Source organism: Gordonia lacunae, from assembly GCF_002149015.1.
GTDB lineage: Bacteria > Actinomycetota > Actinomycetes > Mycobacteriales > Mycobacteriaceae > Gordonia > Gordonia lacunae.
The window spans coordinates 1-19669 of sequence record NZ_NGFO01000050.1; the positions used below are offsets into that span (position 1 = coordinate 1).

20 protein-coding genes and 1 pseudogene are annotated in these 19669 nt (G+C 67.3%); 13 read left to right on the top strand and 8 right to left on the bottom strand.

Features of this window, described 5'->3' with window-relative positions; all coding sequences use genetic code 11:
* The 3 genes and pseudogenes from CA982_RS24810 to CA982_RS24820 form a co-directional block, all read right to left on the bottom strand.
* Positions 1-262: pseudogene (locus CA982_RS24810) on the bottom strand (hypothetical protein); the annotation flags it as partial.
* Between the two features lie 154 nt (positions 263-416).
* Entirely contained in the window at positions 417-1685 is a 1269-nt protein-coding gene (locus tag CA982_RS24815; RefSeq protein ID WP_425269110.1) for a sensor histidine kinase, read from the bottom strand.
* Positions 1686-1731: 46 nt separating this feature from the next.
* Entirely contained in the window at positions 1732-2370 is a 639-nt protein-coding gene (locus CA982_RS24820; protein ID WP_086537775.1) for a response regulator, read from the bottom strand.
* 315 nt (positions 2371-2685) lie between these two features.
* Between CA982_RS24820 and CA982_RS24825 the strand changes: the two genes are divergently transcribed.
* The 10 genes from CA982_RS24825 (at position 2686) to CA982_RS27100 (ending at position 14742) form a co-directional block, all read left to right on the top strand.
* Positions 2686-4104, top strand: coding sequence for an MFS transporter (locus CA982_RS24825; protein ID WP_086537776.1), 1419 nt, complete (start codon positions 2686-2688; stop codon positions 4102-4104).
* Positions 4105-4126: 22 nt separating this feature from the next.
* Complete coding sequence (locus CA982_RS24830; RefSeq protein WP_058253367.1) at positions 4127-4771, top strand: GntR family transcriptional regulator; 645 nt, start codon at positions 4127-4129, stop codon at positions 4769-4771.
* A 21-nt stretch (positions 4772-4792) separates the two neighbouring features.
* Positions 4793-5605 carry a carbon-nitrogen family hydrolase gene (locus tag CA982_RS24835; RefSeq protein WP_086537777.1) on the top strand — a complete coding sequence of 271 codons (813 nt, stop codon included), beginning with the start codon at positions 4793-4795 and terminating at the stop codon, positions 5603-5605.
* Entirely contained in the window at positions 5602-6285 is a 684-nt protein-coding gene (locus tag CA982_RS24840; RefSeq protein ID WP_086537778.1) for a DUF2848 family protein, read from the top strand. Before CA982_RS24835 ends, CA982_RS24840 begins: the two co-directional genes overlap by 4 nt.
* Complete coding sequence (locus tag CA982_RS24845; RefSeq protein ID WP_425269109.1) at positions 6285-7742, top strand: 4-hydroxyphenylacetate 3-hydroxylase family protein; 1458 nt, start codon at positions 6285-6287, stop codon at positions 7740-7742. Before CA982_RS24840 ends, CA982_RS24845 begins: the two co-directional genes overlap by 1 nt.
* Positions 7743-7753: 11 nt before the next feature.
* A complete protein-coding gene (locus tag CA982_RS24850) occupies positions 7754-8101 on the top strand; it encodes a cupin domain-containing protein (RefSeq protein ID WP_086537779.1) in 348 nt (115 codons plus the stop codon).
* A 9-nt stretch (positions 8102-8110) separates the two neighbouring features.
* Positions 8111-8635: a flavin reductase family protein gene (locus CA982_RS24855; protein WP_086537780.1), complete on the top strand. Its 525-nt coding sequence runs from the start codon at positions 8111-8113 to the stop codon at positions 8633-8635.
* A gap of 93 nt (positions 8636-8728) precedes the next feature.
* Positions 8729-9721: a GGDEF domain-containing protein gene (locus CA982_RS24860; protein WP_086537781.1), complete on the top strand. Its 993-nt coding sequence runs from the start codon at positions 8729-8731 to the stop codon at positions 9719-9721.
* Between the two features lie 51 nt (positions 9722-9772).
* On the top strand, positions 9773-11953 hold the full coding sequence (locus CA982_RS24865) for a DUF2254 family protein (protein WP_086537782.1): 2181 nt from the start codon (positions 9773-9775) through the stop codon (positions 11951-11953).
* Between the two features lie 50 nt (positions 11954-12003).
* Positions 12004-14742: a helix-turn-helix transcriptional regulator gene (locus tag CA982_RS27100; protein ID WP_279627984.1), complete on the top strand. Its 2739-nt coding sequence runs from the start codon at positions 12004-12006 to the stop codon at positions 14740-14742.
* A gap of 41 nt (positions 14743-14783) precedes the next feature.
* Here CA982_RS27100 and CA982_RS24875 read toward each other — a convergent pair whose 3' ends face one another.
* Positions 14784-14963 carry a hypothetical protein gene (locus CA982_RS24875; protein ID WP_086537783.1) on the bottom strand — a complete coding sequence of 60 codons (180 nt, stop codon included), beginning with the start codon at positions 14961-14963 and terminating at the stop codon, positions 14784-14786.
* A 114-nt stretch (positions 14964-15077) separates the two neighbouring features.
* Here CA982_RS24875 and CA982_RS24880 point away from each other — a divergent pair, with 114 nt between their 5' ends.
* The 3 genes from CA982_RS24880 to CA982_RS24890 all read left to right on the top strand — a co-directional run bounded on the left by CA982_RS24880 (position 15078) and on the right by CA982_RS24890 (position 16002).
* A complete protein-coding gene (locus CA982_RS24880; RefSeq protein WP_144066115.1) occupies positions 15078-15308 on the top strand; it encodes a hypothetical protein in 231 nt (76 codons plus the stop codon).
* Entirely contained in the window at positions 15305-15487 is a 183-nt protein-coding gene (locus CA982_RS24885) for a hypothetical protein (RefSeq protein WP_086537785.1), read from the top strand. The genes CA982_RS24880 and CA982_RS24885 overlap by 4 nt, the downstream gene beginning before the upstream one ends.
* A gap of 158 nt (positions 15488-15645) precedes the next feature.
* Positions 15646-16002 carry a hypothetical protein gene (locus CA982_RS24890; protein ID WP_086537786.1) on the top strand — a complete coding sequence of 119 codons (357 nt, stop codon included), beginning with the start codon at positions 15646-15648 and terminating at the stop codon, positions 16000-16002.
* Between the two features lie 337 nt (positions 16003-16339).
* Here the strand turns inward: CA982_RS24890 and CA982_RS26600 are convergent, their stop codons facing one another.
* From CA982_RS26600 to CA982_RS24905, 4 genes are all read right to left on the bottom strand, one after another.
* The gene (locus CA982_RS26600) at positions 16340-16507 is read right to left on the bottom strand and encodes a hypothetical protein (protein ID WP_158097832.1); all 168 of its coding nucleotides are present in this window, start codon (positions 16505-16507) and stop codon (positions 16340-16342) included.
* Positions 16508-17235: 728 nt separating this feature from the next.
* A complete protein-coding gene (locus CA982_RS24895) occupies positions 17236-17664 on the bottom strand; it encodes a hypothetical protein (RefSeq protein ID WP_086537787.1) in 429 nt (142 codons plus the stop codon).
* Positions 17665-17680: 16 nt separating this feature from the next.
* Complete coding sequence (locus CA982_RS24900) at positions 17681-18307, bottom strand: DUF6461 domain-containing protein (protein WP_086537788.1); 627 nt, start codon at positions 18305-18307, stop codon at positions 17681-17683.
* A 283-nt stretch (positions 18308-18590) separates the two neighbouring features.
* Positions 18591-18953: a histone-like nucleoid-structuring protein Lsr2 gene (locus CA982_RS24905; protein WP_086537789.1), complete on the bottom strand. Its 363-nt coding sequence runs from the start codon at positions 18951-18953 to the stop codon at positions 18591-18593.
* Between the last annotated feature and the right edge of the window lie 716 nt (positions 18954-19669).

A 19669-nucleotide genomic window follows, 5' to 3' on the forward strand; every position in this document is an offset into this window, starting at 1 on the left:
GTGCGGTGGCGGTGATGGTTTCGGTGGCGCCGGGGTAGAGGATGTGTTGGGGTGCGTTGACCCATTGGCCGCCGTCGGCGTTGGCGCCTTGGAGGTATTCGGGCTTGTCGGTGTGGTTGGTGATGGTCATGGCGACGGTGGGTTCGCCGGGTCGGGTGATGGGTAGGGTGCCGGCGTGGGCGGTTCCGGCGGCGGCGAGGGCGATGCCGGCGGCGGCGGCGAGTCCGAGGGTGGCGGTGGTGATGCGGGTGGTGGTCTTCATGGTGGGCTCCGGTGTGGTGTGGTGGGTTGTGTTGGTGGCACCACTGACTCTGCTAGGGATGGGGCGTCGGGGGATTCCGCTGATCGGGTGATGGTGGGGGTGAACGCCGCATCCACCGATCGGGGGACACCGGGTCGGTACCGGTGCTCGCGTCTCAGAGGACGCGAGCGGGAACCTCCACGATCGCCACGGTTCCGCCGCCCGGATGGTCCGACAGCGACAGCGTGCCGCCGGTCCCCTCGATGCGCACTCGTCGCGAGGCGAGTCCGATGTGGCCTTTGGCCTGTCGCCGACGCATCAACTCGTCGACGTCGATGCCGGCGGGGAGTCCGGTGCCGTCGTCCACGACGACCAGGCGCGCTCGCCCCTCGTCGAATTCGGCGGTGACCTCGACCGTCGTCGCGGCCGCGTGCTTGATCACGTTCGTCAGCAGTTCGCGTGCGGTGGCGAACAGGAGTGAGTCGGCCGAGGTGCGCAGCTCGGGCGACCAGCCGACGGTGTCGACCGCGACCGCCGGCGCGCCGGCGCGGCTGCCGAACGAGGAGGTGAGATCGGTCAGGGCCACCGCCAGTCCGGCCTGCTCGAGCACTGCCGGGTGCAACTCGCTGAGCGTCGAACGCAGGAGTTGGGCCGCGTCGCGCAGCGCACCGTCCACCCGGTCGAGGGTCACGGGGTCGGCGGAATCGCGCAACGTGGCGAGTTCCTGACGCGCCGCCAGCACGTACTGCAGGGCGCCGTCGTGCAGGTTGTCGGCGAGGTCTCGCCGTTCGCGCTCCTCGATCTCCATCGTCGCATCGAGCAATCGGGCGCGTTCGGCGGCGAGCGCGCCGATTGTCGTCACCCGCGATCGCTGCAGCCGGGAGAGCAGGATCGCGCCGACGGCCAACGCCGCGACGACGAGGATGCGCAGCACGATCACCGACCACGGTTCGCCGTTCGAGGTGCGGGCCAGCGCGGAAGAGACGGCGTACACCGCGGTCGTGACGACCACGACCACCGCGCACGTCCGGGGCTGCAGCGCGATCGCAGCGATCATCGGCACGAGAACGAAACCGCTGAGGAGGACGTCGGTGGTCCAACTCAATTCGTTGGACCGGCTCGCCGCGACGGCGAGGGCCGTGAGCAGCAGGAGGTCGATGGGCAACGCGATCCACGAGTAACGGATCATCGCCGACTCGTGACCGACCACGACGATCGCCCCACCGATACACCAGGCCGCGTAGTGAATTGCGGTCACCACGCTGAACGTCTCGGCGTGCGCGGGTGGATCGAGGCTGACCGTCAGCAACACGAACAACGACAGGAACAGCCGCAGGACCACCTGAATCCGGATCCCGCGGATCGCGTGATCGATCAGGATGTCGTGGATCCGCGGCTCGTCGGCGAACTCATCGAGACCCAGATACCTTGTTGCTCCGGCGATCCTGTCGCTCCCGCCGGCGCCGTCTGCGCCTCCCGAGGAGTCCGCGCTACTCGAGGAGACCACGGCGCATCGCTTCGGCGACCGCGGCAGCGCGGTCGGACACGCCCAGCTTCTCGTACAGGCGCTGGGTGTGTGTCTTGACCGTCGACGCACCGATGTACAGTTCGGCGGCGACCTGTGGAATCGACTGTCCGCGAGCGAATCCCGTCAGAACCTGTCGTTCCCGCTCGCTCAACGCCGGCGCATCGCGCTGGGTCTGCGCCCGGATCTCGCCCGCCAGCCCGGCGGCGAGCTCCGGCGGCACCACCGTCTCACCTCTGGCCACCCGGGTCACCGCCCCGACGATGTCGTCGCGATCGGCATCCTTGGATAGGTAACCGGCGGCGCCCTCCTGGAGCGCCCGGAAGACGATCGGACCGTCGGTGACCGCCGAGAGCAACAACACCCTCGTCGCCAGCCCGTCACGCGACACCGCATGCGCGACCTCGACGCCGGTCATGAGCGGCATCTGATGGTCGACGACGGCGACATCGGGTTTCTCCCGCCGGATCAGCTCGAGCCCGGCCGCGCCGTCGGCGGCCTCACCGACGACTCGCACCCGCCCACTGGCCGCCAGGCCGCGGGACACACCGTCGCGGAAGAACGGGTGGTCGTCGACGACGACCACGGTGACGAGGCTGTTCATCGGATCAGGATATGTGCGCCGCCGCCGTGCCGGTCGAAATCCTGTGCCAACCGGTCCGGGTTACGGCCACGTATCCGCTCGTGACGATTCGTTTACACCCCTTGCCCGATCGTGTACGGGTCGTATACAACTGGTGTACGGCCTTGATGTGGTCCGCTTCACACGGTGATCAATGGTCTCGGGGTGGCTCGGTGGTTGCAGCAACAACCACCGAGCCGGACAGCTCCACCTGCACGTCCGGATGTTCGCCTACTGGCAGGTAGGCGCCGGTCGCGCAGTCGTCACGCAACGACGATTCGACTGAGGAGTCGACATATGGCAACTGCCACCACGAAATCTAGCAGTCGTAGATCCCACACCAGCCTTCCGGTGATCGCCGGTTCCAGCCTCGCCGGAACCGCCGTGGAGTGGTACGACTTCTTCCTCTACGGCACCGCCGCCGCGCTGGTGTTCAACGAGGTCTTCTTCCCCGCCGACGACCCGCTCGTCGGCACGATGCTCGCCTTCGCCACCTACGCCGTCGGCTTCATCGCCCGGCCGCTGGGCGCCGCGGTGCTGGGACACTACGGCGACGTCAAGGGCCGGCGTGCCACCCTCATCGCGAGCCTCATGCTCATGGGTATCTCGACCTTCCTGATCGCGTTCCTGCCGTCCTATGCCGCCATCGGTGTCGGCGCGCCGCTGCTGCTCGTCTTCCTGCGTCTCGTCCAGGGGTTCGCTCTCGGCGGCGAATGGGGCGGTGCGGTGCTGCTGGTCAGTGAACACGGCGACTCGACCCGTCGGGCCTTCTGGTCCTCCTGGCCCAACCTCGGTCCGCCACTGGGCAATCTCATGGCCGCCGGCGCGCTCGCGATCCTGTCCGGTGTGATGTCGGAGGAAGCGTTCCTGTCCTGGGGATGGCGGATCGCGTTCGCGTTGTCGGCCGTGATGGTGATCGTCGGGCTCGTTCTGCGCCTCTACGTCGCCGAGACACCGCTCTTCGAGAAGTCGCAGCAGAAAGCGAAGTCCGAGACCCGCCGGATGCCCCTGGGCAACGCTGTCCGCGGCTACTGGCGCCAGATCCTGCTCGCAGCGTTCACCCGCTTCGGCGAGAACGCCGGCTTCTACATCTTCTCGCTGTTCGTCATCACGTATCTGACCCAGATCCTCGATCTCGACCGCTCGACCGGACTGAACGCCGTGATGATCGGGATGGTCGTGGCGCTGGTGACGATTCCGCTGTTCGCGATCCTGGCCGACCGGATCGGCCGGCGCCCGATCTACATCTCGGCCTCGCTGGCAACCATCGTCTGGGCGTTCGCCTTCTTCGGACTGCTCGACACCAAGAACACCGTCGCGATCATCATCGCCGTGTCCGTCGGGCTGCTCATCTTCGCGGCCTACAGCGCGGTGATCGGGGCGTTCTTCTCCGAGCTGTTCCCGACCGAGGTCCGCTATTCGGGTGTCTCCCTGGCCTACAACCTGGCCTCGGTGCTCGCCGGTTCGCTGGCCCCGATCATCGCCATCGCGCTCTACAACTGGTTCGACACCGGTTACGCCATCGGCGCGTACCTCGCGATCATGGGCGTCATCTCGCTGATCGCCGCCATCGTCGCCCGCGAGACGCAGTCGGTCGACCTGGCGACGGTCGGCGATACCGGGCGAGACGATGACTCGGGGGAGAACCCCTCCGCCGCAGACGAAACGACCACGATCGAAGCGAAACAGCAACCGTCCGCTGCGGTTGCCCCGTGACGTTCTGAGAGGAGACAACACCATGTCGACATCGCGCTCCGGCACGGCCACCGCGCCCGAACTCGCCTACGAATGGCTCAAGCAGACCATCATCACGCTCCCGCGGGATGAAGAGATGTTTCTGTCCGAGGCACAGGTGGCGGCGTCGTCCGGAATCTCACGAACTCCGGTCCGGGAGGCCCTGATGCGGCTCGAGGCGGAAGGATTCATCCGCCGGGTTCCGCACAAGGGCGCCTACATCCCGGCGCTGTCGGATCGCGATGTCGACGAGGTCATGCAGGCGCGGCGTGTCGTCGAGGAATGGTCGGTGCACGAGGTGGCACCGCGGCCGGGACTCGTCCCGGACAAACTGGCACTCCTCCTGCAACAGCAGGAAGACGACCAGGACCCCGTCGACTTCATCGCCCACGACCTCGAATTCCACACGACGATCATCCGTGCGGCCGGCAACAGCCTCATGGGTGACTTCTACAACTCACTGCGCGATCGCCAGATGCGCATGGGTGTCCGCATCGTCATGAACGACGAGCACCGCAAGAAGCAGGTGCTGGTCGAGCACCGGGCGATCGCGGACGCCATCCGGGCAGGAGACGTCGACGCGGCGGTTCGCAGTGTGCGCGAGCACCTTCGAACCACGCACGACTCCCTGCGCCACTCCCATCTCTAGATCTGTACCGAGGAGACCTCCATGAAGATCGCACTGGTCCAGGTGGCCAGTCCCGACGACGAGACCGGCGCGCATCGACTCGAACGCGTGCGCACACTCGTCGACGGCCTGCCCGACGACGTCGACCTCATCGTCCTGCCGGAACTGTGGCGGGTCGGTTACAACCACTTCGACGACTACCCGTCGTCGGCCGAGGACCTGTACGGGCCCACCGTGTCGACGATGGCGGCCATCGCACGCCGCCGGAACTGCTTCGTGCACGCCGGCAGCATCGTCGAGGACCGGGGCTCAGAACGCCTGCGCAACACCGCTGTCCTGCTCGGACCGCACGGCACCGTCGTGCACCACTACAGCAAGGTGCATGTCTTCGGCTACCGCTCACAGGAGGCCCATCTGCTGGAGCCCGGTGAGCAGGTCCACGCGGTGGACACTGCCTTCGGTCCGGTCGCGGCCACCACCTGCTATGACCTCCGGTTCCCCGGCTTGTGGGCCGAGATCGGTGATGCGGGAGCGCAACTGGTGATCGTGCCGGCAGCCTGGCCGATGGCACGACGGGAGCACTGGCAGTTGCTGACCTCCGCGCGCGCCGTCGACAACCAGGTGTTCGTCATCGCATGCAACGCTGCCGGTACCCACGCCGGGGTCGAACTGGCGGGTCACAGCCGCATCGTCGACCCGTGGGGATCGGTTGTCGCCGAAGCCGGTTCGGAGGAAGGGGTCACCCTGGCCGAGATCGACCCCGCCCTGGTCGCCGCGGTGCGATCGGAGTTCCCGGTACTCGGCGACCGCCTTCCCGACTACTCCGTCCTGTCCCGTAGAAAGGTCAACTCATGACCAGCACCGACACCCGGGTGCTCAGCTTCACGATCGCCGGCACCACCGAACAGATCGAATTCGACACCCTCCGAACACTCGTCGCCGGATACACCGGACGCGACGAAGCCGCCGTGCGCCACCACATCGACGAGCTCGCGGCCATCGGGGTGGCCCCGCCGCCCGAGGTTCCGATGTTCTATCCGGTCGAGCCGGGCAGCATCACCACCGACCCCGCCACCGAGGTGCACGGTCGCGAGACCTCCGGCGAGGTCGAGCCGGTGCTGTTGCGCCGCGACGGACGCTGGTATCTCGGTATCGGTTCCGACCACACCGACCGACAGCTCGAGACCGTGGACATCGGCGACTCCAAGCGCGCGTGCCCGAAGCCGGTCGGCCGGCAGGTCGCCGAGATCGAATCCTGGGCCGATTTCGATTGGGACGCATGCCATGCCCGCAGTTGGGTCGATGGCCGTCGCTACCAGGACGGCGCCCTGTCGGGATTGCGGACGCCGCAGAACCTGCTCGGGATCCTCGCCGAACGTCAGGGCGACGACGGCGCCGACCTGCTCTGCTTCGCGGGCACGTTGCCCCTGCTCGACGGCACTTTCGTCTACGGCACCCGATGGGACCTCGAACTCACGCTGCCGGACGGGACCGTCCTGACCCACTCCTACACCTCCGACCCGGAAGGACGTTGATGATGCGTACCGGAGCCGATTATCTGTCCTCGCTGAACGACGGGCGCGTGGTGCTCGTCGACGGGCAACAGGTCGATGACGTCACGACCCACCCGGCGTTCGCGCCGGTCGCGGCGACCATCGCCGAGATGTTCGACCTCGCTGCCGATCCCGCGCAGAACATGCAGTACACCGCGCCGGAGACCGGCGCGACCGCCAACCGGACGTTCGGGATCCCGCGCAGCCGTGACGAACTCCGACTCCGTCGCGAAGCCATCGAGACCTGGGCCCGGCACACCCACGGCTGGGTCGGTCGCAGCCCCGACCACGTCGGGACCTTCCTCGCATCCTTCGCCGCCCACCCGGAGGTCTTCGCCGGCGAGGGCCGCGACCTGTCGGCCAACGTGACGGCGTTCCACCGCCGTCTGCTGGACGAGAACCTGTATGTCTCGTACGCGATCATCCCGCCGCAGGTCTCGCGCGCGACCACGGCGTCGGGCTGGGAGGGCGAGTTCCTCCAGGCCGGTGTCGTGCGCGAGACCGACGAAGGGATCATCGTGCGCGGGTCCCAGATGCTCGCCACCGGCGCCGCGATCGCCGACGAGGTGTTCGTCTCCTGCATCAAGCCGCTCGGCCCGGACGACAGCGACTTCGCCGTCTCGTTCGGCGTCCCGGTGGCGACGGAGGGCCTGAAGCTGTACTGCCGGCGGCCGTACGCGCCCGCGGCGACCAGCAGCTTCGACTACCCGCTGACCTCGCGGTACGACGAGCCCGACGCCCTCGTGGTGTTCGACGACGTCCTGGTGCCGTGGGATCGGGTCTTCGTCGACCGCGACATCGTCGGCGTGCGCCGTCAGTTCTTCGAGACCGGAGCACACGTCCTCGGCAACTGGCAGGCACAGATCCGCTTCGCCACGAAGCTGAAGTTCATCGCCGGCGTGGCACGGCGGGTGACACAGGTCAACGGAGTGGACAAGATCCCCAGCGTCCAGGAGAAGCTCGGCGAACTCGCCGCCGTCGTGTCCGGCGTCGAATCCGCGGTGCTGGCAGCGGAATACACGGCGGAGCCGGACGCGTCGGGCCAGTGGCTACCGGGCCGGCAGGCCCTGTACGGGTCGATGGGTCTGCAATCGGAGACCTATCCGCGCGTGCTCGCCATCCTCCGCGATCTGGTCGGTGGCGGAGTGCTCCAGCTGCCCTCCAGCGTGCACGACCTCACGAGCTCGTTGACGGCCAAGGACATCCAGCACTACGTGCAGTCGCCGGGCGTGCCGTCCGAAGAGCGCATCAAGCTGTTCAAGCTGGCCTGGGACATCGTCGGTTCCGAGTTCGCCGGCCGGCACCAGCAGTACGAGATGTTCTACGCCGGAGCGCCGTTCGTCGTGAAGGGCGCGTACACCTATCGCAACTACGCCTACGACGACGCACTCGAGGACGTCGCGGGCTTCCTGCAGTCCTACAAGCTCGAAGACGCCTGAGAGGAGCCATCATGGCCAAACCCGAGTACGAGTTCTTCCCGGTCACCGACGTCGACTACACCGTCTGTCCCGGCTGCGACCCCAAGATCACCGAACGCATCCTGTCGCGGGATCCCGACGGCAACGTCGCCACCCGCATCCTCCGCTACGAGGCGGGCGCCGACTCCAGCCCGATGGGCGTGCAGAAGCACGACTTCTGGGAGGAGGTCTACATCCTCGAGGGTTCGTTCGTCGACCTGACCCTGAACCAGACGTTCTCGGCCGGTGAGTACGCGTGCCGCCCACCGGGAATGCCGCACGGCCCGTGGCGTACCGACGAAGGTGTGCTCACCTTCGAGGTCCGCTACCGCAGCGCATAGGAGACGATCATGACCCTGCCGGCCTTCTCTCGGCCCACTCCCTCCGACATGCGACGCAGCATGGGGAGGTTCACCACCGGAGTCGCGGTCGTCAGCGCCGAGGACTCCGACGGCGAACCATGCGGCATGACCATCAGTTCGCTGACGTCGGTCAGTCTCGACCCCGCGATCATCCTCGTGTCGCTGACCCACGGATCGCGGACCACGGAGGCGGTGGAGGCCGGCGGGCGGTTCGCGGTGTCGATCCTGTCGTCCCGGCAGGAGGCGGTGGCCCGACGCTTCGCGACCCGCGGTGGTGCCCGCTTCGAGGGACTGCCGTGTGACCGCACCGCCTGCGGACTGCCGGTGGTCGCCGATGCGCTCGCGCACCTGGAATGCACGGTGCACAGCGCGCACGACATCGGCGACCACCGGGTGTTCTACGGTGACGTGTCCGAGCTGCGGTGGCGCGACGGCACCGGCCTGGTGTTCTACTCCGGCCGGTTCGGCGACTTCCGCGACTTCGGGCACGACGAGGTGCCCTGGTTGTTCTGAGCCCTCCGACCACGAACACTCCCCGCCGGTCGCGCATCGCCACGTGATTTGGCAACCTCGGATCGGGACCGATACCGAGGATCGGAGTGGGGGATGTATCGACCGGACCTGCACCTGGGAGCGCTGAGGGGCCCGCTCCCGCGTTCACCGCTGCACGTGCTGCGGACTTATCTGGCGGCGACGTCGCTGCTTTACGCGATCGGGGTGGCCCTCACGCTGTTCCCGGTCGACGACTCGGCGACACTGTCCGACCCGACCGGGGGGCTCGTCGCCGTCGCGCTGGGGATCGCGGCGCTGGGGTGGCTGTCAATGCGGCCCCAGCGTCCGTTCCCGGCCGTGATCGCGGCGTGCGTCGCCACCCCGGCGGTGATGGCGTTCCACGAGCTGATCAGTGCCGAGTTCCTCTGCATGGTCGCGGCGATGTTCCTCGCGATGTATCTGCGCGCCACTTTTCCGCGCCGTCAGGCGTGGGTGATCATCGGTCTGCTGACGGTGGGATGCGTCGTCGCGCTCGGCGTGGCGCCCGCGCCCAAGTACCTCAGCACCTACATCGTCGTCGCTGTGGCGATCCCTGCGGCGGCCGAGTCGTTCGGGCTCCTGACGCGGACACTGCTCACCGCGGTCTGTACCGACCCGCTGACCGGTGTGTTCAACCGGGCGGGTTGGGAACTCGCCACCACCGGGCTCCTCGACGGGCGGCGGTCGGCCGCGGCGGTCACGGTGATCTCGCTGGACATCGACGACATCGCGTCGGTCGCCGTCACCCGCGGTCGCGAGGCGGCGGATCAGCAGCTGGTGCAGAACGCCCGGGCCTGCGTCGGTCTGCTGCCCGCCGAGACCGCCATGGCCCGCCTGGGCGATTCCGAGTTCGCGATCTGCGTGGTGCACGACGACGACGGTCCGCCCGGAGAGGCAGCGGCGTTGATCGACGAGCTGCGTCGACACCTTCCCGGTGCCTCGCTCGCCGCGGCCACCGCGCCGGCGCCGGCCGCGGACATCACCGCCCTGCACGCGCAGGCGGCGACTCGGCTCGCTTCGGTTCGACGGGACCGAGCCCGGCGGTCTGATCAGCCGGACCCGCAGTGACGTCTTCGTCAAGCCCGCGAGAACGGCTCGCGCTCCCGCTAGGGTCGGGGGATGGCCGGATGGTTCGATGAGCGGATCGTCGAGACCGGTCGTCTGCCGTTGTTCTTCCTGCTCCTGGCCTTCGTCCTGACCTTCCTGTTCATCCGATTCAGCGTGCGGATGATCCGCGCGGAGGTCAGCTGGTGGCCGGGAAACGTGACCCCCGGCGGCGTGCACGTCCACCACGCCTTCTTCGGCATGATGGCGATGCTCTTGTCCGGCTTCGGTTTCGTCGCCGTCGATCCGCTGCGGACACCGGTGATCGATTGTGTGCTCGCGGCCCTGTTCGGTATCGGCGCGGCCCTCGTGCTCGACGAATTCGCGCTCATCCTCCACCTCCGCGACGTCTACTGGGCGGAGGAAGGCCGGACGTCGATCGACGCCGTGTTCGTCGCGATCGCCATCGGCCTGCTCTTCCTGCTGGGGTTGCAGCCGTTCGGGGCCTTCGAGGTCGTCGGGGACATCCGAAACGAGAACGGGCTGGTGGCGCGGTTGGTGGCGGCGGGTGTCGTCGTGCTCAACGTGCTCCTGGCCGTCGTCACCCTGCTGAAGGGCAAGGTCTGGACGGGGCTGGTGGGCATGTTCGTCCCGGTCCTGCTGTGGTTCGGGGCGGCTCGACTGGCCCGGCCGCGATCGCCGTGGGCCCGGTGGCGGTACAAGGATCGTCCTCGCAAAACGGCCCGGGCGACAGAGCGTGAGCAACGCTATCGAGAACCGCTGATGCGATGGAAGATCGTCGTGCAGGAAGCGGTGGCAGGCCGCTTCGGGGTGCCCGACACCCCCGCGCCGATTCCCGCCCCGACGCCGGCCCCGACGGCGGTCGGCGTGGTGACCGAGAAGGTGCCGAGCGCGCTGGCCACCGCGATCCGGTGGCGGCGCACGCGTCGGGCGCTGCGCACGGTCCCGATCTGGCGGCTACCGGTCTTGTTGGTGACCTTCGCGATCGTCGCGGCGTGGTTCACCGTCGGGTTCGACCAGTTGCTCGAACTCGAAGTGGACCCGGGGACGCTGGCCACGCTGCTCAGCGTGATCGCCGGCTCGATGGCGACGCTCACCGGTCTCGTGTTCACCGCCGTCACCCTCGCGATGCAGTTCGGAGCGTCGTCGATCTCGGTGCGGGTGATCCCGATGCTGCAGCAGGAGCCCGTCATGCGGTGGTCCACGGGATTCTTCCTCGCGACCTTCGTCTACAGCGTGATCATCGCGATCGACCTGTCGGTGGGCGGTCCCGATGAGCCGACTCCCGGTCTGTCGACAGCGATCGCGTTCATGCTCACCACCGTCAGCGCCTATCTCTTCATCGCGTTGGTCGGGAAGGTCGGGACCATCCTGAACACCGCGCGCCTGCTGCAGTGGATCGCCGACGACGGCCGGTCCGCGATCGTACGGCAGCTACCACCGCCGACGACACACGACGAACCCACGGCCGGAGCGGGATTCGACGATCAGATCACCGAGGCCACCGCCGCCCTCGGTGATGGCGGCCCCGACCCGGACGGGTCGGCGGAGGCAACACGCACGCAGATCAGGCTGGGCGAGGTGACCGCGCGAGGCCGGATTCTGCTGGCGGTCAACGGTGACCGCCTCCGGCGTCACGCGGCATCGTGGAACGTGGGGATCAACGTCCTGATCGCCGTCGGCGACCATGTGCCGCATGATCTCCCGGTGGTCGAGGTCGTCGGGGACCCGACGCGGGTGGAGACGCGTCGGGTGCTGGCCTGTCTGCTGTTCGGTGACACCCACCAACCGTCGGTCAGTCCCGCCGCGGCGCTGCAGGCGATCTCGGACATCGCGCTCAAGGCGATGTCCGCGGGGAGCAACGATCCGAGCGTCGTGGTGCAGGCCCTCGATCACACCGAGGATCTCCTGCTGCTGCTCGCACCGCGGCTCTGCGGTGACGGGACGGCGCCGGACACCTCCGTCCGCGGCATCCGCCGCAGCTGGGCGGACTACGTCGCGATCGGAACCGACGAGATCCGCCGGCACAGCACCGGACAGGCGCAGGTGCAACGTCGACTCCGTGCGTTGTTCGACTCTCTGCTCGACGGTTGTGGGCCCGCGCAGCGCGTTCCGGTGGCGCAGCGACTGGCGGCGCTCGACGCGCAGGTCGCGCGTGACTGGTCCGACGACCTCGACCGGCGACTCGCCGACGCGGCGGACCGGCAGGGCTACGGTTCCGAATTCGGCCGGTGACGGTGAGCCGATAGATCACGCGAATCGGACACAGCCGATACGCTGGGTCCGTGCTCGCGTCCCACTCCGCTGATCGTCGCGCCGTGGTCGATGAGATGCGCGACTTCGTCGCGGCCGCCCAGCGGGAACCGGGGACCGCTCGTCGCGGAGTCTGCGTGATCACCGCCGGGCCGGGGGCCGGCAAGACTCACACCCTGCGCGAATTGGCTTCGGTCGCTGACGGATTGGTCCGCACGGTCCGAGCGGACGAACTGTCGTGGCGTCAGCCGTTCGGGCTGGCGGGGCAGTTGCTCGAGGTCGATCTGCCGAGCCCGGTGCCCGACGGATTCGAGGACGACCTCTACGCGCGTGTGGACGCGTTGTGCGCCGGTGCGCCGCTCGTCCTCGTCGTCGACGACGCCCACCACGCCGACGCCGCGACCCTCGAACTGCTGTCCCGTCTCGTCACCGCCACCAGAGTTCTCCCGCTGGTCCTGCTCGTCGGTCGCAGACCGCTTCCGGAACGGGATCTGCTGAAGCGGTTCGTGGCGCGAGTGGAGGTGGGCGAATGGTCGCTGCCACCGTTGGGCATCGACGAGGTGCGCCGCATCACGGCCGAGACCACCGGCGCCGCACCGGATGACGAACTGCTCCGGCTCCTCGACGCATCGGGAGGCAATCCGATGCACGTGATCTCGATTCTGCGCGCCCTGCACCAATCGGGTGGTCTGCGAATCGCCGGCGGCCGCGCGTCGGTCGATGCCCGCACCCGGGCGGGCATGCCGATCGGGCTCGAGGACGCGATCGCCGAGCATGTCGCACTGCTCGACGGACGTGCGCGCGAGCTGACCCAGAAACTTGCGGTGTGGGGCGGTCCGGCGACACTCGCCCAGCTGGCCGCGGTCGACGCCGTTCCGCCCGCCTCGCTCGTCGGGCCGGCGCAGTCGGCGATCGACGCGGGGATCATCACCGTCGACGACGGGGGAGCCTTGCGGTTCACCCACGATCTGTATGCCGATGTCACCTACGGACACCTCGATCCGATGTTGCGCTCGGTGCTGCACGACGCGATCGCCCGTCATCCCAGCACCCGACACAACCCGCAGTCCGTGGCGCATCACCGCATTGCCTCGGGGAGTGACGAATCCGCCATGTTCGCCGCGGTGCGCCGAGCGGAGAGCGAACTCGCCAGCACCCCGGCCGTCGCGGCCGAGCTCCTCGAGACACTGGCCACACGGACCGCGCGTCCATCGGCAGGGGTCAACACCGCACTCGCGCTCGCACTCGCCCGAACGGGTCAGCTGGACCGCGCGTCGCGTGTCGCCGAGGACGGCATGGGGTTGGCGACCGAGATCACCGAGATCGCTGAGCTCCACCGAATTCTGTTGTTCGCCTTGATAGCCCAGGGTGAGACCGACCGCGTCCGGAGTCTGATCGATGAGACCCTGAACCTCCCCGTGGGCGACGACGTCGCCGGCACGCTCACCGATCTGCGGCATTACGTCGGCCTTCTCGACGGACGTGCGTCCGCACCGGACACCCCGTTCTTCGACGTCGATCGCGAAGCGTCCACCCGCTCGGTGTCCGGGCTGATCGCCGAGGCGCTCCGCCTCTTCCTGCGCGGTGAGGTGGACGAGGCGCTGCGCACGGCGTTGCTCGCCTCCCGACGCGACGCCGAGGAATCCGCCACCGGCACCTTGTCCACGTCGTCGGCCGATATCTGGCCCTCACTGATCGAGCAGTACGCGCACGGCCCCGCAGCCGCCGCGGACCTTCTCGCGGGCGCCGCTCGACTGCGTTCGAGCCGGGGAACGGACTGGATGACGGCTTATCACGAGTTCACCCGCGGTGGGATCGCTCTCGGGCTCGGCGACCTCGACGACTCTGCCGCATCTTTCGACGCCGGTCTGGACCGCGCGGACTCTGCGGACATGGGCTGGAAGTCGATGGCGGTCGGCGGACGGGCCATGGTCGACGTGCTCCGCGGTGACCTCGCGACCGCGTCGACCCGGCTCGATGCGTGGGACGGGACCGGCCTGCCGAATCAGTTCGGATTCCCGATACCGGCTCATGCCCGGGCCCTGCTGCACGAGGCGAACCGAAAGCTGCGTGCGGCCGCGACGACGGCCGGCGTGGCCTGGGATCACGGTCGTCGCTTCAACCTCTATTCCTGGCTGCCCACCGTCGCGCTCGGAACCGCGCGGATCGGGGTCCGCGCCGGTGACACCGCGCTGCTCGGCAGTGTCGTCGACGGGCTCGACGAGTTCCCGGTCCCACCCGCATGGCCCATGTCCGGCCCCGTCGCGGTGGCCCGCGCGATGTGCGCAGTGGCGCTGCGCGACGAGGATCCCCTGGCGATCGTGGTCGCCGCCGACGAGCACGCCGGCATCCTGCAGACGGTCGGGGACCGGCAATCCGAAGCATGCGTGTGGGAGGAGGCTGCCTGTGCGGCGGCGGTGGCGGGAGATCGAGACCGCGCCCGTGACCTCGCCCGGCGAGCGATGCGCCTGACACGCGGGATGGGCGCCACCACCAGCTCGGCGCGTGTGGCCTCGCGGTTGCGGCCGTTGGGGATCCGGCTCGACCCCGCCGTGCGGGACCGGCCGACGCACGGCTGGGAAAGCCTCACCAAGACCGAGACGACCGTCGCCGAGCTGGTCGCGACCGGTATGAGCGGAGGCGAGATCGCCGACCGCCTGTTCATCTCGACTCGCACGGTCCAAACCCATGTGTCCCACGCCCTGGCCAAGCTCGGCCTGCGCACCCGCGTCGAACTCGCTGCGTTCGTCGTCGGCCGGCAGCAGAGCTGAAGATCCGGCACGGGCGATCCGAGGACTCGCCACTCACCTGTCTACTGGTCGCGGACGATCCTCAGGTCGGGTGGCCGCACCGAGTCGCTGGTGGCATCGACGGTGCAGGCCGGGCAGAAGTCGGTCAGCCCGGTCGTCGACCATCCCGCGGCGACGAGCTGCTCATCGATGCGTTGCGCACGGTGCACGGCAGCCACCGTGCGGGCAGAACTGATCCGCACCGCGACTTCGCTGCCGCATCGATCACATCGCACCCGTACTGTTTCCTCCACACGTGCAGGCTGGCACAATCTGCAATGCAAACAGTGAATTGTCGGAGAATCGGGGGCGAGACGTTGGTCACGACTGCATTGGAGATCTTCACCAGCACGGACCGGGCGCGGATAGAGGCGGCCGCTCACCGGCGTCAGGAGACGCGGTTCGACGACGAGCTCGCTGCGCACTCACCCGCCGCAGCATGGACGCGCTACCTCGAGGCCCTCGGCCTTTCCGATCTCGCACAGCGCGCGCGCACGCGACTGCCCGCCACTGCGTCGGCTCTACTCGGCCCCGACGGTGCGCGATGACCACGCCCCCGTCCCGGGTGTTGCCGTGGCTGTTGCTGGCCGCCGCGGGGATCGCGCTGCTGATGAGCGGCGGCAACCTCGACGCCCAACAAATCGGCGATCGAGTATTTGCGCTCCTCCTGGTGGCCGCTGGCGTCGCCGCAGTCCAGAGCGTCCACGCGCACACCGACAAGCAATAGGCATCGCGCCGCACTGGTCATTGCGGGAGTGCTGCCAGCACCTGCCGGGGTGACCTGCACCTCGATGTCGGCCTGCCCTGTGCCCGCCCGGTCGCGGCTGGCTCCATTGAGGACAGCAATGTCGAGGTAACGAAAGATCCCAGATTCTGCCGGGTGCGATGTTTGATTTCGATATTGCGCTCTCGCTCGACATCGACTTCGACTCGATGCAGTACATCGATGCGGCTCACCGTGCCGCGGGCAGCTGGACAAGTCAGTTCGATTTAAGCGCGACAGTCTGTCTAGAACTCACCGACTCGGTCGGGGACATCAAGGAGGAGACCAAACTGCTCGACATCGCAGGCAAAGTGACTTTCAGCGCCGACGGCAAAGTCCAGGAACTCGTCCTGTCGGAGGTGCGAGCACCAGACACCGACCCCATGCACCGCGCATGGAAGCAGCTGCGACAGCGTCAACATGTTCAAGCCATAAGCGGCGATACAAGTAGCGAAGATCCGGAGCGGACAGAAGAGTGAGGCCGTAACCGCCAGATACGCACCCGCACGCGAGGCAATCCCTGACCGCCTGGATGAGAACTGATTTGGGAGTACGGAGATGATTCGTGCAGGTCACGGCGGGACAGGTCTCATGTCCGTGTCACTGAGTCTCAACTAGGGTGTCAAAGTCCCAAGTACCGTGTCATCCGACACCAGTAGGAGTGGCCGGCCTGATGCATCTGGTGCAATATGCAGTGCCTGAGACGACATAAGATACATTTTCGGCGAATCGTCCTGTGCAGCATTGTGTTTCGTCACCATTGACGAAAGTGTCCGTGAATCACGAGGGTCAAGTGCATCGACGTGGTGCAGCCGGTCATGGCATGACGAGCACATCGAGTGCTCGTTGTCCGTGGGCGTGGTTGATGAATCCCAGCTCGTTCAGGATGGGTGTAGTCGAGGTAGTGACGATTTTGTAGGCGCCGGTATCGGCGGCATCGTGGGTCGCGCCCAGTGCGGCTCGCCGGATGCTGTAGTCGGGCACCCCTGGTTGGGTGCCTGCATCTCGAGTCGGGCGACACCGGGATCGGCTGTCCAGACCGTGATCGCGTGAGGGCCGGGCGTGGAGTGAATGCTGGGGGCGCCCCGGCGTACTTCGTATGTGTAAGAGATCAGCTGATCGGCGGGGTATGTCGAAGTGTGCCCGGTTGCGTCGGGATTGCTTGGTAGGCGTATCAGTCCGTCGGGGTGAGGTGCCAGGTGCAGACGGCAGCCGGGTACGTAGTCCCCGTTCGGTGGGTCGGGGGTGCGTGTGACGAGCTGGATGACGCCGTTGCGGCGGTGGCCCCGTCCCCACCTCGTCCACCCGGTGCTCAGGTTCTCCTGCCATTCGCTGGCGGTGTAGCTGGCCCAGGCCTGCGGGCTGTCGGCGGGGGCGCGGAGGTCGTCTTCACTGCGTGGGAGCTCGCTGGTGACTGCGAACCGCGACGGGTTCTGCTTCCACTGGAACTGCAAGGTCACGGTGGTCGGGGTGACCGTGAGAGCTTCGGGTCGAAGCTGATCGTGGATGAGGCCGGGGATCGCAAACTGCTTGTGGGCGGCGTCGGCGCTGGCTCGGGCGATAGGGGTAAGCCGCGACGGGGCGATCGAGACGAGTTCGAGGTCCCATCGCCCGTACGGGCCTGGCGGAGAGTCGGGGCGGCGCGTCACCTATCCATCGTCACCGAGCGATGCTGGCAGGGCAACGGTCTTCGCGGCTACGCCACCCGGGGGTCACTCTCTGGCGAGTACAACGTGGATGGCTGCCGAAGCGAGGACAGCAGCGGACACCAGGACCGCGAACGGGACGGCCGTGAGGAACAGTCCGAGGTCGGGGATACAGAACCCGGAGTCGGGACACACGTATTGCTGGCCAGCGTATTCGCGGACCTGAAGGATGGACAACGCGAGCGCGCACGCCCACAGTAGTGCGAAGGGGACCGTCGCGGCCACGCTTCTGCCGGAGATGCGCAGTAGTACCGAACTGACCAGTAGCGCAGCCGCCGCGACCGCCGCTTTCGTGTGATAGTCCGCCACCAGGTGGACACTGTCGATCAGAGTCTTGTTCGGCGCTGTCCGGCTGTACACGGCCATCGCCCACGGAATCGCGACTGTCGCGACCACGTGCGCGGCTTGCCACACACGGCGTGGCGTCACTTTCATGGTGCCCGGCTCAGGGTCACGACAGCGCGACGCGGACAACAGCGAACCTGGCATCGGCGATCGTGCGTGGTTCCAAACGCACCCCGGTCAGGCGTTCCATCAGAGCGAGCGTTGCCGCACGGTTGTGCTGTCTGCCTTCCAGGGGATGGTCTACCGGCGCTTGGTCGAAGCCGGAAGCCTGCATCAGTGAGGTTAACGTCTCCCGGTCACGGGCTTGAAGGTCGTAGATCCCCCGGGTTGGGTTGAAGTTCGCAGTGAGTCGTCCGTCTTCGTAGAGGCGGAAGCTCCCGCTCCCGTTGCCGTCACTGTAGTGGTGACTGACGATCCGACGTCCCTTGGACAACGGGATCATGAGCTCAGCGGTCATCCCAGCGAACCCATTCACCTCGAACATCGCTGTCCACGAACCCATCTGGAAGAGGCCGACCAACAACCGTTTCTCATTCCAGTCGTCGTAGGAGCGGAAACGAAGCTCCCCCGGAAAACCCATCACTCCAAGGTCCTCGATGACCGGCAACTGTGTAGCGACCTCTTCGACGTCCGCGTTCTCGACGAGAGCAAGACAGAAGGCTTGGAACTCGCCAGCTGTGCCGCCGCCCTCGGTCCACAGATAGTCTTCGTAAGTCGGTGATCTATCGCTCATAATCTCAATCGTGATGGTTCGGCGCTCTCGCTGACGGCGAGTCCCGTTCCCCCTCTGAGGGAACGGAGTCCTTCGACACGAGGACGAACCGACAGTTTCGGGGACGGGGCGCCGTTGGCTAGGTCGATTCCTGGCGCCGACAGAAGCTATGGTGCCAGTCGAGCCGGCACCTTTGCCGAGTATACGAAGCCAACGAGCAGCTGCGGCGGCCTCGCCCGGGTTGAGTGCGCGACCTAGCTGGTTTGGCGCCGAGTGCTGCCTCGTTTGGCGTGTCCGGCTGTGACTAGTGTGCGGCGTCGAACGCCTCGATGACGTCGAGCGGGATGCGGCCGCGTGCGGATACCTCGTACCCGTTGCTGTGCGCCCAGTTGCGGATAGCGGCGTTGCGGGCGGGATCGCTGGCGCTGGTGGCGCGGGTCCTGCTGGTGGCGGGGCCGAGGCGGCGGCGTCCGCCGGTGCGGGTGGAGACAGCTAGGAGTTTGGCGATGGTCACTTTGCCGTCCTCGATTTTGGTGAGGATGGTGGGGGAGACGTCGAGTTCGTAATGCACGCCCAACCACGTCCACGACACCGTTCGTGCGTCGTCGGGGTCGATTTCGCGTCCATCGAGATCGTCGATGACGGTCACCATCTGCTTACGTGCCATGCCAGTGACGCTAGCCGATCATGCATGGGGTGCCGTTTGAGGAACTGGATCAGCTCAGTCCGACTTCGCGTCTCGTGGCGGATTCGGTACGGCCGAGGGATGATCCCCCCGAACACGTCCATCAGATCGAAACCGAGTTCACGGACTGGCAGCGGACCCTCCGGATTCGCCCACCGTTCCACGTCGGCCTGGACCACCTGCACCGCTACGCCGAAGCGCACGGTTCCAGCTCGTCGCCCTACGACGCAACGATCGACGGGTTCCCGATCGGCGCCTGGTCGCCAAACGCCGCGGCGAGTATCGACGACGTCTCCTGTCGCCCGGCCGGGTCACCCAGCGCGAGACAGGGTTCCCCGACTGGCAATGGAGCATAGGCGGACCTGGTCGATCGTCGACCAGATCACCATGAGTCGGGCCGGGGGTGGAGGCGGACACCACACCGACTCCAGCGAGCAGTGGAGTTGACCAGCTCCGTGGTTGAGTGCGACCCGGCGGTCGGTATAGGAACGAAAACCGTTGTTGGCAAGCCGATTACACGTAGCAGTAGAATTACGTACCGCTGGTGTCGGGGAGGGAGCCGCACTAGTCCGATGGGTTGTGCGTTGTCGTGGATGTGGTGGTGGGTCAGGGTTGGGGCCAGTCGAGGTGGAGGGCGTGGAGCCAGGGGAGGAAGGGGCTGGCGATGATGCCGATTTCTTCTTGGATGGGGGTGGGGT

Coding starts and splice junctions, on each gene's coding strand:
- CA982_RS24820 (WP_086537775.1), bottom strand. CDS start 2,370: ATGAACAGCCTCGTCACCGTGGTCGTCGTCGACGACCACCCGTTCTTC.
- CA982_RS24825 (WP_086537776.1), top strand. CDS start 2,686: ATGGCAACTGCCACCACGAAATCTAGCAGTCGTAGATCCCACACCAGC.
- CA982_RS24830 (WP_058253367.1), top strand. CDS start 4,127: ATGTCGACATCGCGCTCCGGCACGGCCACCGCGCCCGAACTCGCCTAC.
- CA982_RS24835 (WP_086537777.1), top strand. CDS start 4,793: ATGAAGATCGCACTGGTCCAGGTGGCCAGTCCCGACGACGAGACCGGC.
- CA982_RS24840 (WP_086537778.1), top strand. CDS start 5,602: ATGACCAGCACCGACACCCGGGTGCTCAGCTTCACGATCGCCGGCACC.
- CA982_RS24845 (WP_425269109.1), top strand. CDS start 6,285: ATGATGCGTACCGGAGCCGATTATCTGTCCTCGCTGAACGACGGGCGC.
- CA982_RS24850 (WP_086537779.1), top strand. CDS start 7,754: ATGGCCAAACCCGAGTACGAGTTCTTCCCGGTCACCGACGTCGACTAC.
- CA982_RS24855 (WP_086537780.1), top strand. CDS start 8,111: ATGACCCTGCCGGCCTTCTCTCGGCCCACTCCCTCCGACATGCGACGC.
- CA982_RS24860 (WP_086537781.1), top strand. CDS start 8,729: ATGTATCGACCGGACCTGCACCTGGGAGCGCTGAGGGGCCCGCTCCCG.
- CA982_RS24865 (WP_086537782.1), top strand. CDS start 9,773: ATGGCCGGATGGTTCGATGAGCGGATCGTCGAGACCGGTCGTCTGCCG.
- CA982_RS24885 (WP_086537785.1), top strand. CDS start 15,305: ATGACCACGCCCCCGTCCCGGGTGTTGCCGTGGCTGTTGCTGGCCGCC.
- CA982_RS24890 (WP_086537786.1), top strand. CDS start 15,646: ATGTTTGATTTCGATATTGCGCTCTCGCTCGACATCGACTTCGACTCG.
- CA982_RS24895 (WP_086537787.1), bottom strand. CDS start 17,664: ATGAAAGTGACGCCACGCCGTGTGTGGCAAGCCGCGCACGTGGTCGCG.
- CA982_RS24900 (WP_086537788.1), bottom strand. CDS start 18,307: ATGAGCGATAGATCACCGACTTACGAAGACTATCTGTGGACCGAGGGC.
- CA982_RS24905 (WP_086537789.1), bottom strand. CDS start 18,953: ATGGCACGTAAGCAGATGGTGACCGTCATCGACGATCTCGATGGACGC.